The 15,026-nt window shown below is 64.1% G+C and carries 14 protein-coding genes and 2 pseudogenes; 10 read left to right on the top strand and 6 right to left on the bottom strand.

Annotation, left to right across the window (positions count from 1 at the left end; all coding sequences use genetic code 11):
- Positions 1–58 precede the first annotated feature (58 nt).
- The 7 genes from gntR (at position 59) to GA0061099_RS14985 (ending at position 6,458) form a co-directional block, all read left to right on the top strand.
- Positions 59–1,159, top strand: coding sequence for an HTH-type transcriptional regulator GntR (gene gntR, locus GA0061099_RS15015; protein WP_036022457.1), 1,101 nt, complete (start codon positions 59–61; stop codon positions 1,157–1,159).
- 122 nt (positions 1,160–1,281) lie between these two features.
- Positions 1,282–3,111, top strand: coding sequence for an IlvD/Edd family dehydratase (locus tag GA0061099_RS15010; RefSeq protein ID WP_036001184.1), 1,830 nt, complete (start codon positions 1,282–1,284; stop codon positions 3,109–3,111).
- A gap of 136 nt (positions 3,112–3,247) precedes the next feature.
- Complete coding sequence (locus GA0061099_RS15005) at positions 3,248–3,979, top strand: SDR family oxidoreductase (protein ID WP_036022455.1); 732 nt, start codon at positions 3,248–3,250, stop codon at positions 3,977–3,979.
- 18 nt (positions 3,980–3,997) lie between these two features.
- Positions 3,998–4,744 (top strand): SDR family NAD(P)-dependent oxidoreductase, encoded by a 747-nt coding sequence (locus GA0061099_RS15000; RefSeq protein WP_036022452.1) that lies wholly within the window; start codon positions 3,998–4,000, stop codon positions 4,742–4,744.
- Between the two features lie 7 nt (positions 4,745–4,751).
- Positions 4,752–5,144, top strand: a complete 393-nt coding sequence (locus GA0061099_RS14995) for a GFA family protein (RefSeq protein ID WP_036022450.1) — start codon at positions 4,752–4,754, stop codon at positions 5,142–5,144.
- A gap of 147 nt (positions 5,145–5,291) precedes the next feature.
- Positions 5,292–5,972, top strand: coding sequence for a site-2 protease family protein (locus tag GA0061099_RS14990; protein WP_036022448.1), 681 nt, complete (start codon positions 5,292–5,294; stop codon positions 5,970–5,972).
- A 63-nt stretch (positions 5,973–6,035) separates the two neighbouring features.
- Positions 6,036–6,458, top strand: coding sequence for a hypothetical protein (locus tag GA0061099_RS14985; RefSeq protein WP_036022445.1), 423 nt, complete (start codon positions 6,036–6,038; stop codon positions 6,456–6,458).
- On the opposite strand, the gene GA0061099_RS14980 is transcribed toward GA0061099_RS14985, so the two are convergent.
- The 5 genes and pseudogenes from GA0061099_RS14980 to GA0061099_RS14960 form a co-directional block, all read right to left on the bottom strand.
- Positions 6,446–7,270, bottom strand: coding sequence for a TonB family protein (locus GA0061099_RS14980; protein ID WP_036001198.1), 825 nt, complete (start codon positions 7,268–7,270; stop codon positions 6,446–6,448). The two genes, GA0061099_RS14985 and GA0061099_RS14980, sit on opposite strands and share 13 nt — an antisense overlap.
- Before the next feature lie 12 nt (positions 7,271–7,282).
- Positions 7,283–7,738 carry a TonB system transport protein ExbD gene (exbD, locus tag GA0061099_RS14975; RefSeq protein WP_036022443.1) on the bottom strand — a complete coding sequence of 152 codons (456 nt, stop codon included), beginning with the start codon at positions 7,736–7,738 and terminating at the stop codon, positions 7,283–7,285.
- 3 nt (positions 7,739–7,741) lie between these two features.
- Positions 7,742–8,674, bottom strand: coding sequence for a tonB-system energizer ExbB (exbB, locus tag GA0061099_RS14970; RefSeq protein WP_074447866.1), 933 nt, complete (start codon positions 8,672–8,674; stop codon positions 7,742–7,744).
- Positions 8,671–8,877, bottom strand: a pseudogene (locus GA0061099_RS14965) (PKHD-type hydroxylase); the annotation flags it as partial. The pseudogene GA0061099_RS14965 and the gene exbB, both read right to left, overlap by 4 nt.
- Before the next feature lie 147 nt (positions 8,878–9,024).
- Positions 9,025–9,320, bottom strand: a pseudogene (locus GA0061099_RS14960) (hypothetical protein).
- Between the two features lie 374 nt (positions 9,321–9,694).
- Between GA0061099_RS14960 and GA0061099_RS14955 the strand changes: the two are divergent.
- From GA0061099_RS14955 to GA0061099_RS14945, 3 genes are read left to right on the top strand one after another with little or no spacing between them, the layout of a single operon-like run.
- Positions 9,695–10,870, top strand: a complete 1,176-nt coding sequence (locus GA0061099_RS14955) for an efflux RND transporter periplasmic adaptor subunit (RefSeq protein ID WP_036022410.1) — start codon at positions 9,695–9,697, stop codon at positions 10,868–10,870.
- On the top strand, positions 10,867–14,010 hold the full coding sequence (locus GA0061099_RS14950; RefSeq protein WP_036022406.1) for a multidrug efflux RND transporter permease subunit: 3,144 nt from the start codon (positions 10,867–10,869) through the stop codon (positions 14,008–14,010). The genes GA0061099_RS14955 and GA0061099_RS14950 overlap by 4 nt, the downstream gene beginning before the upstream one ends.
- A 60-nt stretch (positions 14,011–14,070) precedes the next feature.
- Positions 14,071–14,637, top strand: a complete 567-nt coding sequence (locus GA0061099_RS14945) for an invasion associated locus B family protein (RefSeq protein WP_036022432.1) — start codon at positions 14,071–14,073, stop codon at positions 14,635–14,637.
- A 10-nt stretch (positions 14,638–14,647) separates the two neighbouring features.
- On the opposite strand, the gene GA0061099_RS14940 is transcribed toward GA0061099_RS14945, so the two are convergent.
- Positions 14,648–15,010: a DUF1428 domain-containing protein gene (locus tag GA0061099_RS14940; protein WP_036022404.1), complete on the bottom strand. Its 363-nt coding sequence runs from the start codon at positions 15,008–15,010 to the stop codon at positions 14,648–14,650.
- Between the last annotated feature and the right edge of the window lie 16 nt (positions 15,011–15,026).

Raw genomic sequence — 15,026 nt, 5'->3', positions numbered from 1 at the left:
GCTGGTAGCGCTGTCAACGTTCCTTTGTTTGCGGGACTGACTGTGTTAAGAGCAGCAAATGGGTCGAAAACGCACCAAGTCAGGCAAAATCCGGCTGGCCGAAGTGGCCGAGCTCGCCGGCGTCAGCCCGATTACCGCGTCGCGCTTTTTCCGCAATCCGGAGGCCCTGTCGGTCGCGAAGCGGACGCGGGTCGAGAGCGCCGCCAAGGAGCTCGGCTATGTGCCCAACCTTGCCGCGCGCGCCCTCGCCTCGCAACGCACCGAGGTCATCGGTGTCCTGATCCCATCGCTCACCAATAACGTGTTCTCGGACGTGCTGCGCGGCATCTATGACGCCTCCGAAGGCAGCCGCTACTCGATCCAGTTGTCAAACACGCGCTACAGCATTCTCCAGGAAGAGAAGTTGCTGCGTCTGTTTCTGGCGCAGAAGCCGGCCGGGCTGATCGTCACCGGGATCGACCAGACCGCGGAGTCCCGCGCGATGCTTCAGGCCGCGGACTGTCCGATCGTGCAGATCATGGAGATCGGCCCGGACCCGGTCGACATGATGATCGGCTTTTCGCACTATGATGCGGCCCGCGCGGCGATCGCGCATCTGTTCGAGCAAGGTCACCGCAAGGTCGGCTTCGTCGGCGCGAGGATGGATCCCAGGGTGCAGCGGCGGCTGGACGGATATGTCTCGGCCATGAAGGACGCCGGATCGTTCGACCAGCGCCTGGTGGTCACGACGGCGACGCCGACCTCGGTGACGCTCGGCGGCGCCCTGTTCACCGATCTGCTGGCGCGCGAGCCGGACATCGATGCGGTGTTCTGCGCCAACGACGACCTCGCGCTCGGCGTGCTGTTCGAATGCCGGCGCCGGGAGATCGCAGTCCCCGGGCAGATCGCGATCGTCGGCTTCAACGATCTCGAATTCATGGCCGCCGCCGTCCCCACCCTCACCAGCGTCCGCACCAACCGCTATGAGATGGGCAAGACGGCCGCCACCATGCTGATCGACGCGATCGAGGGCCGCCGCCCGGAGCAGCCGGTGCTCGATCTCGGCTTCAAGGTGATCGAGCGGCAAAGCTCGTCGGCGCGACGTTCGGACAGCAGGCCAGCCGTATCAGCCGCGGGCGCGGCGAACAAAATGATAGCGTTACCAAGCAGCCACGACTAGTATCGGAATCGTGAGGAAACGACCCGCCAGCGGGAAGGCAGATCATCGCGCGCGCCGTTGGGCACCGCACATGCCGCACCATGAGACGGACGGTAGTCGCGTTTGCATTGCAGGAGAAACCAATGACAAAGAAACCAACCAACGGGCATGCCGCCGGCAGCAACGGTACCCGCCGCCATCTTCGCTCGCAGGAATGGTTCAACAACCCGCACAACCCGGGCATGACCGCGCTCTACATGGAGCGTTACCTGAATTACGGCCTCACCCGCGCCGAGCTGCAATCCGGCAAGCCGATCATCGGCATCGCCCAGACCGGCAACGATCTGTCCCCCTGCAACCGCCATCATCTCGAGCTCGCGCACCGCGTCCGCGAAGGCATCCGCGAGGCCGGCGGCATCGCGATGGAATTCCCGACCCATCCCATTCAGGAGACCGGCAAGCGACCGACCGCGGCGCTCGACCGTAACCTCGCTTATCTCGGCCTCGTCGAAATTCTCTACGGCTATCCGCTCGACGGCGTGGTGCTGACCACCGGCTGCGACAAGACCACGCCGGCCTGCATGATGGCGGCGGCGACGGTGAACCTGCCCGCGATCGTGCTGTCGGGCGGCCCGATGCTGAACGGCTGGCACAATGGCGAGCGCACCGGCTCCGGCACCATCGTCTGGAAATCGCGCGAGCGGCTCGCGGCCGGCGAGATCGACTATGAAGAGTTCATGGAGATCGTGGCCTCCTCGGCGCCCTCGGTCGGCCATTGCAACACCATGGGGACGGCCTCGACCATGAACGGGCTTGCCGAAGCGCTCGGCTTCTCGCTGCCGGGCTGCGCGGCGATCCCGGCGCCCTATCGCGAGCGCGGCCAGATCGCTTACGAGACCGGAAAACGCATCGTCGAGATGGTCTGGGAGGATTTGAAGCCTTCCGACATCCTGACCCGCAAGGCGTTCGAGAACTGCATCGTGATCAATTCGGCGATCGGCGGCTCGACCAACGCGCCGATCCACATCAACGCCCTCGCCCGCCATATCGGCGTCGAGCTGTCGATCGAGGACTGGCAGAAGTTCGGCCACGACGTGCCGCTCCTGGTCAACATGCAGCCGGCCGGCTTCTATCTCGGCGAGGAATTTCACCGCGCCGGCGGCGTGCCCGCCGTGGTGCGCGAGTTGATGAAGCACAAGCGCATCCATGAGGACGCGGTCACGGTCAACGGCCGCGGCATCGGCGAGAACTGCAAGAACGCGCCCGCTCCCGACAACGACGTGATCTGGGCTTACGACAAGCCGCTGGTGAAGGACGCCGGCTTCCTGGTGCTGAAGGGCAATCTGTTCGATTCCGCGATCATGAAGACAAGCGTGATCTCCAAGGAATTCCGCGACCGCTACCTCAGCAACCCGAAGGACCTCAATGCCTTCGAGGGCCGCGCCATCGTGTTCGAGGGGCCGGAGGATTATCACGAGCGGATCGACGATCCTTCGCTCGACATCGACGAGCGCTGCGTGCTGTTCATCCGCGGCACCGGCCCGATCGGCTACCCCGGTGGCGCCGAGGTTGTGAACATGCAGCCGCCGGCGGCGCTGATCAAACGCGGCATCCTGTCCCTGCCCTGCATCGGCGACGGTCGCCAGTCCGGCACCTCGGGCTCGCCCTCGATCCTGAACGCCTCGCCGGAAGCTGCCGCCAATGGCGGTCTTGCCGTCCTAAAGACCGGCGACAAGGTGCGCATCGACCTCAACAAGGGCAGCGCCAACATCCTGATCTCGGACGAGGAGCTGAAGAAGCGCCATGCCGAGCTCAAGGCCAGCGGCGGCTTCAAGCATCCGCCGAACCAGACGCCGTGGCAGGAGATCTATCGCAACACCGTCGGCCAGCAATCGACCGGCGCCTGCATGGAGCTCGCCACGCGCTACCAGAACGTCGCCGGTACGTTCGGTGTGGCGCGGGACAATCACTGACACGGTCATTCCGGGGCGCGACGCAGTCGCGAGCCCGGAATCCATTCATCCACCGGCGCTGTGGCGCGATGGATTCCGGGTTCGCGCCAAGAGGCGCGCCCCGGAATGACGAAGGAAAATTCGCAGGAGAAACAACATGGCAGACCGCCTCAAGGGAAAGCGCGCCGTCGTCACGGCTGCCGCGGCAGGCATTGGGCGCGCTTGCGCCATCGCGTTCGCGCGTGAAGGCGCAACCGTCATCGCCACCGACATCAACGAAGCCGGCATCGCGAGCCTGACGAAGGAAGGCATCGCCGAGGTCGCAAAGCTCGACGTCCGCAACACCGCCGACGTCAACGCCTTCGCCAAGCGCGTCGGCAAGATCGACATCCTGCTCAACGCCGCCGGCTTCGTGCATCACGGCACCATCCTGGAATGTTCGGAAGAGGACTTCGACTTCTCGTTCGACCTCAACGTCAAGTCGATGCACCGGACCATCAAGGCTTTCCTGCCCGACATGATCGCCGGCGGCGGCGGCAGCATCGTCAACATCTCGTCCTGCGCAGCCTTGCGGCCGCCGGCGAACCGCTACGTCTACAGCTCGTCGAAGGCGGCGGTGTCGCTGCTGTCGCGCGCGGTCGCGCTCGACTTCATCACCAAGGGCATCCGCTGCAACTCGATCTGTCCCGGCACCGTCGAGACGCCTTCGATGCTCGACCGCGCGGCAGCCCAGGGCCCGCAGGGCAAGGAGATGTTCATCTCGCGCCAGAAGATGGGCCGGCTCGGCACCGCCGAGGAGATCGCCGCGATGGTGGTCTATCTCGGCAGCGACGAGAGCGCCTTCACCACCGGCGTCGATCTCGTCGTCGACGGCGGCTACATGCTCTGACGCAGGAAGGCCTCCGGCATGAACAAGATCGATCTCAACGGCCGCATCGCTATCGTCACCGGCGGCGCGCAGGGCTTTGGCCGCGCCATCACCGAGCGCTTCGTCGCCTCCGGCGCCAAGGTCGCGATCTGGGACTTTGACGCCGCGCTGGCCGAGAAGACGGCAAAGGAGATCGGCGGCGAAACGAAAGTCTTCAAGGTCGACGTCACCGACACGGCGGCCGTCGAGCAGGCACGCGATGCGACGCTCAAGGCCTTCGGCAAGATCGACATTCTCGTCAACAACGCCGGCATCGCCGGCGTCAACAAGCCGGTCTGGGAGACCGACCTGGAGGAATGGCGCAAGGTGCTGCGCATCAACCTCGACGGCCCCTTCATCGTCTCCAAGGCGATCGTGCCCGAAATGCTCAAGCAGAAATACGGGCGGATCGTGAACATCGCCTCGATCGCCGGCAAGGAAGGCAACCCGAACGCCGCGCATTATTCGGCGTCCAAGGCCGGCCTGATCGCGCTGACGAAGTCGCTCGGCAAGGAGCTCGCCGCCCATGACATCCTCGTCAACGCGGTGACACCGGCGGCGGCGAAGACGGCGATCTTCGACCAGATGACGCAGCAGCATATCGACTTCATGCTGTCGAAGATCCCGAAGGGGCGCTTCGTGCTGGTGGAAGAGCTCGCCGCGATGGTGAGCTGGCTCGCATCCCAGGATTGCGCCTTCTCGACCGGTGCGGTGTTCGACATCTCGGGCGGGCGCGCGACCTATTGAGGACATCATGATCCGGGAAGGTGGTTGCCTGTGCGGCGCGGTGCGTTTTAAGGCGGAGGGCGAGCCGCTCAACGTCCGCATCTGCCATTGCCGCATCTGCCAGAAGGCGATGGGCTCGCCCTACTTCGCCCGCGCCCAGTTCGACCAGCGCGCGCTCAGCGTCGAGGGCGAGACTGCACGCTACGCCTCCTCGGAGAATATCGATCGCGTGTTCTGCAAGCGCTGCGGCACGCGGCTTTTCGCCTGGCGCCGCAACGGCACGCTAGCGGGCGTTGCGCTCGCCACCTTCGATGATCGTAACGCCTTTGCGCCGACCGAGCACATCTGGGTGTCGGAAAAGCTCGCCTGGGTGAAGCTCGACGACGGCTTGGTGCAATATCCCGGGACGATCCCGGCGTGACTTTGCGCGACTGCACGGCGGCCGGCCGAAGCATCCATCTGCAGCGTGGCAATTCGGAACCGGCCACCCTATGTTGAGCCGAAGCGTTGCTGCGCCGGTTTGGTCAGGACGGTTGCAAGGCCGCTAGCTAACCGAAATGGATGAGCTGTGAACATTTCCTTGTACGACCTGTCGGTGTGGGTGCTTCCCCTCGTGCTCGCCATCACCTTCCATGAGGCCGCGCATGCCTTCGTCGCGGACCGGCTCGGGGACAACACGGCCGCGCAGCTCGGCCGCGTCAGCTTCAATCCTATCAGGCATATCGACCCGTTCGGCACCGTCATCCTGCCGGCGATGCTGCTGTTCGCGCATTCGCCGTTCCTGTTCGGCTACGCCAAGCCGGTGCCGGTAAACTTCCGCAAGCTGAACAATCCCAGGCTCGACATGGTCTGGGTAGCGCTGGCCGGACCCGCCACCAACATCCTGCTGGCGCTCGCCACCGCCCTCGCCTTCCATGCCCTGCCGCTGGTGCCCGCGAGCGCGGCGAAATGGGTTGCCGACAACCTCAAGAATGCCCTCATCATCAACGCCATCCTGGCCGTCTTCAACATGATGCCGATCCCGCCGCTGGACGGCGGCCGCGTCGCGGTCGGGCTGCTGCCGCGCCCCCTGGCCTTGCCGCTCGCCCGGCTCGAGCCGTTCGGTATGTTGATCCTGATCGGGCTCTTGATCCTGCTGCCGCTGGCGGGCTCGCAGTTAGGTCTAAATCTTGATGTTATTTCAGCAATACTGCGGACGTTGACCGGTTATGTGATTCAGGCTGTTCTCTTCCTGACCGGCAATGCGTAGTTGAACCGGAACACCCGAACACGAGCCGAAAGGCCAGAGGCCGACTTGGTCAAAGCTGCCGATATGCTGATCGCGCGACGCGCCGACACCCGCGCCCGCGCTGATTTCGCCACCTGGAAGATGATGGCTAAGCTCAACGGGGCGTCCGCGCTGCCTCCGGAGGCCCAGGAGTTCCTGAGCAGCTACAGGAACCTGCTGGCGCAGATGAGCGAAGGCGAAGCCACCGAGGCCACCATCGGTGCGATCTACAAGGCCTATTACGTCGAGATGGGTGGCGCTGGAAAGCCGCCCGACGTCCGTCCGCGCGAGGCCGAGCCGGCAGCGGATAATGTTACCGCTTTCCGGCGCCCGGCGCCGAAGCCGAAAAGCGCTGGTTTCTTCGGGACAGGCGCGGCCAGCGGAGTCCAGAAACGGCCCCTGCCCGTGGCGCTGATCTTCGCCTGCCTGGTGGTGGTCTATGTCGGGATCCGGCTCTACTGGCGTTGAGCCGACTTCTTGTTGGCGGTCTTCTTCGATTTCTCAGGGGCGAAGCTGATCTCGAGGGTGCGCTCGAAACGCTCCTCGGTCAGTTGAACCGGAGGCGGCTCGAAAGGATCCGCCTTGCGAACCATCGAGATCGCAGCTGCATCGTAGGCGGCGTCGCCGGACGACGCGATCACGTCGACCGAGACCACATTTCCCTTTCGGTTGAGCGCGAAACTCACCGTGACCTTCTGATTGGCGTTCTCTCTGCCTTCCGGATTGATCTGGTGCTGCTTGATACGCGCACTGATTTTCTTGTTCCAGTCCACCGTGATCTTCAGGATGTCCTTGCCGAGCCCAACCACCGGCGCCAGGGCCTTTTCGGCCTCGCGCGTTGCGTCCTCGAACGTTTGCCGGGCCATATCAACCTGCTTTGGGGCAGCCTCCATGGCGGGCGTTTCAACGGCAGCCGCCTTCGGATCGTCGTCCTGCTCCTTCTTCGCAACCTTTTCGCTGACAATGCGATCGGGATCCTCGGCCTCTTGCGGTCGATCTTGAGGAAGTTCCGTCTCCTTCAGTTCGGCCTTCTGCTCTGGAAGCTCCGGGCGCTCCTCTTGTGCCGCGGAGTCGTTTGGTCCGGTCGGCAAATCGGATTCCTGAGCCTCCGGCGAAGCCATCTCGACGGCGAACTCGGCTCCGGCTGCGCCGAGACCATCGCCGTCGTCGTCGCCGTGCAAATGCGCCAGCGCGAGCGCAGCACCGCCGAGATGCAGGGCGAGCGCGGCCGCCGCCGCCAGGATCCAGAGCTTCCGGGATGGTCTCGGTTCGTCCGCCATCGTTCCGTCTTCTTAAGGCTGGGCGGCGCCTGCCACAGGCGCCCCCGGTGCGCCTTCCAGCGCGACCAGCTTCACCCGCGTATAGCCGCCCGAGCGCAAGAGCTCCATCACGCCCATCAACTCGCCATAGGGCACCGAGCGATCAGCGCGCAGGAAAACGTACTTGTCCTTGCTCATCTCGGAAAGGCTGTCGAGGGTTCCGATCAACTCGGCCCGGTGAACGGCGTTCTCCCCGATCGCGAGCGTCAGATCGGGCTTGATGCTGAGATAGGTCGGCTTGTCCGGCTTCTTCTGCGGCGTCGCACTCGACGTCGGCAGATCGATCGGCAGGTCGACCGTGGACAGCGGCGCGGCGACCATGAAGATGATCAGCAGCACCAGGATGACGTCGATGAACGGCGTGACGTTGATGTCATGCGTTTCCGAGAAATCGTCGTCGTCATCATTGTCAGCGAGCGAAACGGCCATGGTCTACTCCGCCGCGCGCGAATGCACGCTGCCGTGGCTGCGGTCGAGATCACGCGACAGCAGTCGCCCAGCCGCGCCCGAGGCGCGGCTGACGAGCTCGAGATAGCCTTTCGTCACGCGCGAGAAGTGGTTGTAGATGATGACGGCGGGAATGGCGGCGACGAGGCCGATCGCGGTGGCGAGCAGCGCCTCGGCGATGCCGGGCGCGACCACGGCGAGGTTCGTGGTCTGCGACTTCGAGATGCCGATGAAGCTGTTCATGATGCCCCAGACCGTGCCGAACAGGCCGACGAAGGGCGAGGTCGAGCCGATGGTCGCGAGCACGCCCATGCCGATCCGGATGCGCCGTTGCTCCGCGCGCACGATCTCGGAAAAGCTCGAGGCGGCGCGTTCCTTGATGCCGGCATCGCTGGACAGGCCAGCCGACATCCGCGCTTCGCGCAACGCCGCCGCAAGGAACGACGGCAGGATGCCCTCCTTGGTGCCGAGCGCCATCTGCGCTTCGGCAAGCGAGCGCGCCTCCGCAATCTTCTTCAACGCCGAACGCAGCTTGCCGGAGGCGACCGACAGCTCGATCGACTTGGCGATGAAGACGGTCCAGGTCATCAGCGAAGCGAAGGCGAGCCCGATCATCACCGCCTTCACGATGACGTCCGCCGACATGAACATCACCCAGGGCGACAACTCCTTCATGGCCGCCGCCTCGGGCTTCGCACTCGCGGGATTGGCGGCCACCGGGGCGGCGCCCACGACGGCGGGAGCCGTCGAGGCCGCAGGCGCAGCTGCCGGGGGGACGGTCCCGGCAGCGGACGGCTGAGCCGTCGATGGGGCCGGTGCCGGCGGGCTCTGCGTCTGGGCGGAAACGGGGGATGCGAGCCAGGCAGACGCCAGCATCAAGGCTGCGGCAAGGCTTGCTTGAAAGGAGATGGTCTTCATACTTCGGCCCAGTAGCGAATGAGATTGTGATAGATACCCGTCAATTTGACCGTTTCGGGATCGTCACGCCCGAGCCGTTCCACCAGCGCCTGTATCGCGGTGTCGAGGCCATAGATCATGCTCCGGGCTTGATCGTCCCGTATCATGCTCTGAAGCCAGAAGAAAGACGCAACCCGCGTCCCCCTGGTCACGGGGGCGACGAGAGGTGCTGGAGGATAGAGCACAAGGCCCTCCAATTCCTGTCGTTCACACGCGTCGAACGAATGTCGCCTGTTGGTATCGGCCACACAATTGCGGGTCAATGCGTGCCGTTCGCGAGAACCCTTGAATAGATCAAGATCAAAACGATTCTAAACTGCCCCGCTCTCTGAGCGAAGGATGCGTCCTAAACGCAAATCGATTGCTGGCCACTCGATCGCCGCTCTGGGTTTCATCAGCCACAGCAACTCGTCGACGGTCTTCGCAACGGCGCGCACGCGATCGGTGCTGTCCATGCCGGCGATGTTGGCGCCGTTGACAACGGCTTTGATCTCGTCGCGAAAGTCGGTGAAGGAAGCACAAGGGATCGCGCTGCTCGTTGGTGACACGCGATCAATCCCTCGATCAGCATCTGGCACGCGATCAGCTTGCCGTTCAGCTCGTCCATGCTTTGCTCCGTCGCTGCGGCGCCGAAATGGACGATGCCGAAATCCATGGTAACCGAAACGGCTACGAGGCGACTTAGAACCGTTCTTGCGGCAGATCCGAAAGGCAGCGCGGCGCGGGGCCGATCGGTCCCGAGCACACTGCTCCGCGTGCTGCGCAAGACTTGCACGCCGGCCGATCGCGGCGGGAAAACGCGGCATTGCACGTCGCCGCGCCAACGAGCTGCCTACACGGTGCAAAGCTTTCCAATTGTTTAGGATTCTCACCCGATAGTGCTGTTTACTCTGGAAGTTGGCGTGTATTATACATCATGCTGGAACCGTACGATTGCCCCGATATTCGTAGCCGAGGGCATACGAGCCGACACGAGACGACATGAACAAGTCCCGGCCGATCCTTTGGCTTCTGATCATCGCGGCCGTGGCTTCTGCGGGCTATTATGGTTGGCAGCAGAAATTCGGCACGTCCGAGGCGGGAAAAACCCAGACCGCACAAAAAGGCCCGCCTCGCCCCTCCGCCGTCCCGGTCAGCGTTGCGCCGGTTCAGAAGACCGACTTTCCGGTCTATCTCACTGGTCTCGGCACGGTTCAGGGCTTTAACACGGTCCAGGTCCGAAGCCGTGTGGATGGCCAGATCGACAAGCTCGAATTTAGGGAAGGCCAGATCGTCAAGCAGGGCGATCTCCTGGTTTCGATCGATCCCCGCCCCTATCAGGCCACGCTTGACCAGGCCAAGGCCAAGAAGGCGCAGGACGAGGCCAGTCTCGCCAACGCCAATCTCGAGCTCCAGCGCGCCACGAAGCTCGGCGAATTCGCCACCGCCCAGCGCGTCGACACACAGCGCTCCACCGTCGCTCAGCTCACCGCCCAGATCGCCGCCGACGATGCCGCGATCTCCAACGCCCAGACCCAGCTCGATTACACCCAGATCAAGGCGCCGATCACCGGCGTGGCAGGCCTGCGTCAGGTCGACATCGGCAACATCGTCAACGCTTCGTCGCAGACCGCCATCGTCACGATCTCGCAGGTCGAGCCGATCGCCGTGATCTTCACCGCGCCGGAAGACCAGCTCCCCTATATCAGCGAGGGCCAGAAGGCCGGCGCGCTCAAGGTGATCGCCTTCACCACCGACGGCAAGAGGACGCTGGCCGAGGGCAAGCTCGCGGTGATCAACAACCAGGTCGACGCGACCAGCGGCACGATCCGGCTCAAGGCGGTGTTCGACAACAAGGAAAGAACGCTGTGGCCGGGGCAATCGGTCTCGACGCGGCTCCTGGTGCGAACGCTAAAGGATGCGACGGTCGTTCCGGATGACGCGGTCCAGCGCTCCACCAACGGACTCTATGCCTATACGGTCAACCAGGACAACAAGGCCGAACTGCACAAGATCAAGGTCAGCTATGGCATCGACGGTCATTCGGTCATCGAGGAAGGATTGAGCCCCGGTCAGCAGGTGATCGTCGGCGGACAGTTCAAGGTGCAGCCCGGAAGCCTGGTGTCGACGGCGGTAGCAAGCTCGGATCCGACCCAGAACAAGGTTCGACAGCAATGATCGGGGGCGGGATTTCGGCGCCTTTCATCCGATATCCCATCGGCACCTCGCTGCTGATGGCCGGCATTCTCTTCGTCGGCCTGGTCGCCTACCCCCTGCTCCCGGTCGCGCCCCTGCCGCAGGTGGACTTTCCGACCATTCAGGTCACCGCCAATTTGCCCGGCGGCAGCCCCGAGACCATGGCTTCGTCGGTGGCGCAGCCGCTCGAGCGGCAATTCGCCCAGATTCCTGGCATCGCGCAGATGACCTCGACGAGCTATCTGGGCACGGCGTCGATCACCATCCAATTCGACCTCAACCGCAACATCGACGGCGCCGCCAACGACGTACAGGGTGCCATCAACGCGGCCAGCGGCCAGTTGCCGAGGAACCTGCCGTCGCCCCCGACCTACCGCAAGGTCAACCCCGCCGATGCGCCGATCCTGCTACTGTCGGCGACGTCGGAGACGCTGCCGCTGACCAGCGTCAGCGATGCCGTCGACACCCAGCTCGCCCAGCAGATCAGCCAGCTCTCGGGCGTCGCCCAGGTCTTCATCGGCGGCCAGCAGAAACCCTCGATCCGCATTCAGGTCGATCCCGCAAAGCTGGTCGCCAAGGGCTTGTCGATGGAGGACATCCGCAGCCAGATCGCCATCACCACGGTCGACAGCCCCAAGGGCAATATCGACGGCGAGAAGCGGGCCTATACGATCTACGCCAACGACCAGCTCACTCACGCGAAGGACTGGAACGACGTCATCATCGCCTATCGCAACGGCGCTCCGTTGCGAATCCGCGATATCGGCCAAGCGGTCACCGCGGCCGAAGACGCCAAGCAGGCGGCGTGGGCCAACGGCAAGCGCGGCGTGTTCCTCGTAATCTTCAAGCAGCCCGGCGCCAACGTCATCGAAACCGTCGACAGGATCAAGGCGACCCTCCCTCGTCTCGTGGCGGCGATCCCGCCCGCGATCAAGATCGAGCTCATCAGCGACCGCACCGCGACCATCCGTGCCGCGGTCGAGGACGTCCAGTTCACGCTGCTCTTGACCATTGTGCTCGTGGTCATGGTCATCTTCATCTTCCTGCGCAGCTTCTGGGCGACGGTCATTCCCACCGTCACGGTTCCGCTGGCGTTGCTGGGCGCGTGCGCCCTGATGTGGCCGGTCGGCTATTCGCTCGACAATCTGTCGCTGATGGCACTCACCATCGCGGTCGGTTTCGTGGTGGACGACGCCATCGTGATGCTCGAGAACATCACGCGCTACATCGAGGAAGGCGACTCGCCGATGGAGGCCGCCTTCAAGGGTTCCAAGGAAATCGGCTTCACGATCGTCTCCATCAGCATCTCGCTGGTCGCGGTGCTGATCCCGCTGCTCCTGATGGGCGGCATTATCGGGCGCCTGTTCCGCGAATTCGCCGTGGTGCTGGCGATGACGATCTTCGTTTCGATGTTCGTATCGCTGACGCTGACGCCGATGATGGCCTCACGCTTCCTGCGCGCCCATGGTGAGGTGCAGCACGGCCGCTTCTATCAATGGAGCGAGCGCGCCTTCGACGCGATGCTGCGCGGCTACGAATATGTGCTCGATCACGCCCTCGCCTGGCGGCGCACCACGCTCGCGATCTTCTTCGTCACGCTCGGCCTGTCGATCTACCTGTTCGTGCTGATCCCCAAGGGCTTCTTCCCGCAGCAGGACGTCGGCCTGATCACGGCCACGTCCGAAGCCTCGCAGGACATCTCGTTCAAGGAGATGGTGAGACGCCAGGAGCAACTCGGCAAGATCATCCTGGCCGATCCCGACGTTGCCAGCGTTGCCATGTCGATCGGTGGCAGCGGCCGTGCCGGCAACAACGGCAACCTGTTCATCACGCTGAAGCCGCGCAATGAGCGTGACGCTTCGGCCCAGCAGATTATCGCGCGTCTGCGTCCGCAGTTCGACAAGGTCCAGGGCGCCCGCCTCTACATGCAGGCGGCCCAGGACGTGCGGCTCGGCGGTCGACCCACGCGCACTCAGTTCGAATTCACGCTGCAAGACGCCAATCTGGACGAGCTGAACGAATGGGCGCCGAAGATCCTTGGCAAGATGCAGACACTGCCAGAGCTGCGCGACGTCGCGACCGACCAGCAGACGCAGGGCACGACGGTCCAGCTCAAGATCAACCGCGACACCGCCGCCCGCTACGGCATCCAGCCCCAGCTGATCGACGATACGCTGTATGATTCCTTCGGACAGCGGCAGGTCACGCAATATTTCACGCAGCTCAACACCTACAAGGTGATCCTGGAAGTCCTGCCGGAGATGCAGGGCGATCTCGAGACGCTAAACAAGCTCTACGTGAAATCGCCGCTGACCGGCGACCAGGTGCCGCTGTCGACCTTCGCGAGCTGGACCACCGATCCGGTCCGCCCGCTCTCGATCAGCCATCAAGGCCAGTTCCCGTCGATCACGATCAGCTTCAATCTCGCGCAAGGCGTCGCGCTCGGCCAGGCCACCGAGGCCGTGCAGAAGGCGATGGCGGAGCTCGGGACGCCGCCCACGCTGAATTCGAGCTTCCAGGGCACCGCGCAGGCGTTCCAGCAATCGCTCGGCACCGTGCCGCTCCTGATCCTCGCCGCGTTGGTCGTGGTCTATCTGATCCTCGGCATTCTCTACGAGAGCTACATCCATCCGATCACGATTCTGTCGACGCTACCCTCGGCCGGCGTCGGCGCGCTCGCGATCCTGATGGCGGCCGGATTCGACTTCAGCCTGATCGCGCTGATCGGGATCATCCTCCTGATCGGCATCGTGAAGAAGAACGGCATCATGATGGTGGACTTCGCGATTGCCGCCGAGCGCGACGAGCACAAGACGCCGGAGGAATCGATCCGCCAGGCCGCACTGCTGCGCTTCCGCCCGATCATGATGACGACGATGGCGGCCCTGCTCGGCGGCGTGCCCCTCATGCTCGGCCACGGCACCGGCGCCGAAATCCGCCAGCCGCTCGGCTACGCCATGGTCGGCGGCCTGATCGTCAGCCAGGCGCTGACGCTGTTCACCACGCCGGTCGTCTATCTCTACCTCGACAAGCTCAACAACTGGTTCTCGACCTGGGGCCGTTCGGACGACGAAGGCGAGGAGACGCCCGAGCACGGCAGCGTCAAGGAAGCCGCCGAGTAAGCTTGCGCCGCGCCTGCCGCGACGCTACAGCGAGACCCCGGTTCGCAAATGCGGTTTCCCATGCCTGTGCAATCCAGACTTGTCGCCCTTGTCGCTGCTGTCCTGTTGTCAGCGGGCGCAGCACACGCCCAGCAGGGCGCCAAGAAGAACGCCGCGCCCGCCCCGGCCGCGCAGCCCGCGCCTGCCCCGACCCAGGCGCAGGCTGACGGTGCTTCCGGACAGCCCGGCTGGATCGTCCGCTGCACCAGCGCAAGCCGCGACGCGCCGCTCGAATGCGCGATGGAGCAGAACGCGGTGCTGACCAAGACGGGCCAGACCGTCGTCCTGATCAACATCCGCATCGCGCCCGACACCCGCACGCCGATCGCGCTTCTGCAATTGCCGCTCGGCCTCAACCTTCCGGTCGGGGCCAAGCTCCAGATCGACGAAGGCAAGACGTTCGATCTCCAGATCCAGACCTGCGAGAATCGCGGCTGCTACGCCTCGACCCCGGTTGCGCCGGACCTGCTCGCCGCCTTGCGGTCGGGCAAGCAGCTGAAGGTCTCTTTTCAGAACATGGCCAAGGAGACCATCGCGATCCCGATGCCGCTCGGCGATTTCGCGGCGGCCTACGACAAGATCAAGTAGCGGGCACGCCTCACGTCACGATGTCACTCGCCCGAAGCAGCGTTGTGAAGCCGCCATAGATCATGCGCTTGCCGTCGAACGGCATGCCCTCGAATTTGATGCGCGGGTCCGCCATCACCTTCTTGTTGATGGCATCGCGGCTCTCGCGGTCCCGATAGACGATCCAGGCGAACACCACGATCTCGTCCTCCTTCGCGATCACCGCGCGCGGAAACGAGGTGAGCTCTCCATAGGGAACGTCATCGCCGATGCATTCGACGTAATCGAGCGCGCCCTGCTCCATCCAGATGGCGCAGGCTTGCGTCGCCAGCGCCTTGTAGGCCTCGATATTGTCCTTCGGCACGGCGAGAACGAAACCATCGACATAGGGCATTTGCGGATCTCCTTGG

Origin of the sequence: Bradyrhizobium yuanmingense (assembly GCF_900094575.1) — a bacterium.
Classification (GTDB): Bacteria; Pseudomonadota; Alphaproteobacteria; order Rhizobiales; family Xanthobacteraceae; genus Bradyrhizobium; species Bradyrhizobium yuanmingense.
The sequence above is the reverse complement of the archived record's forward strand: the minus strand, read 5'-3'. Positions and strand labels throughout refer to the sequence as shown.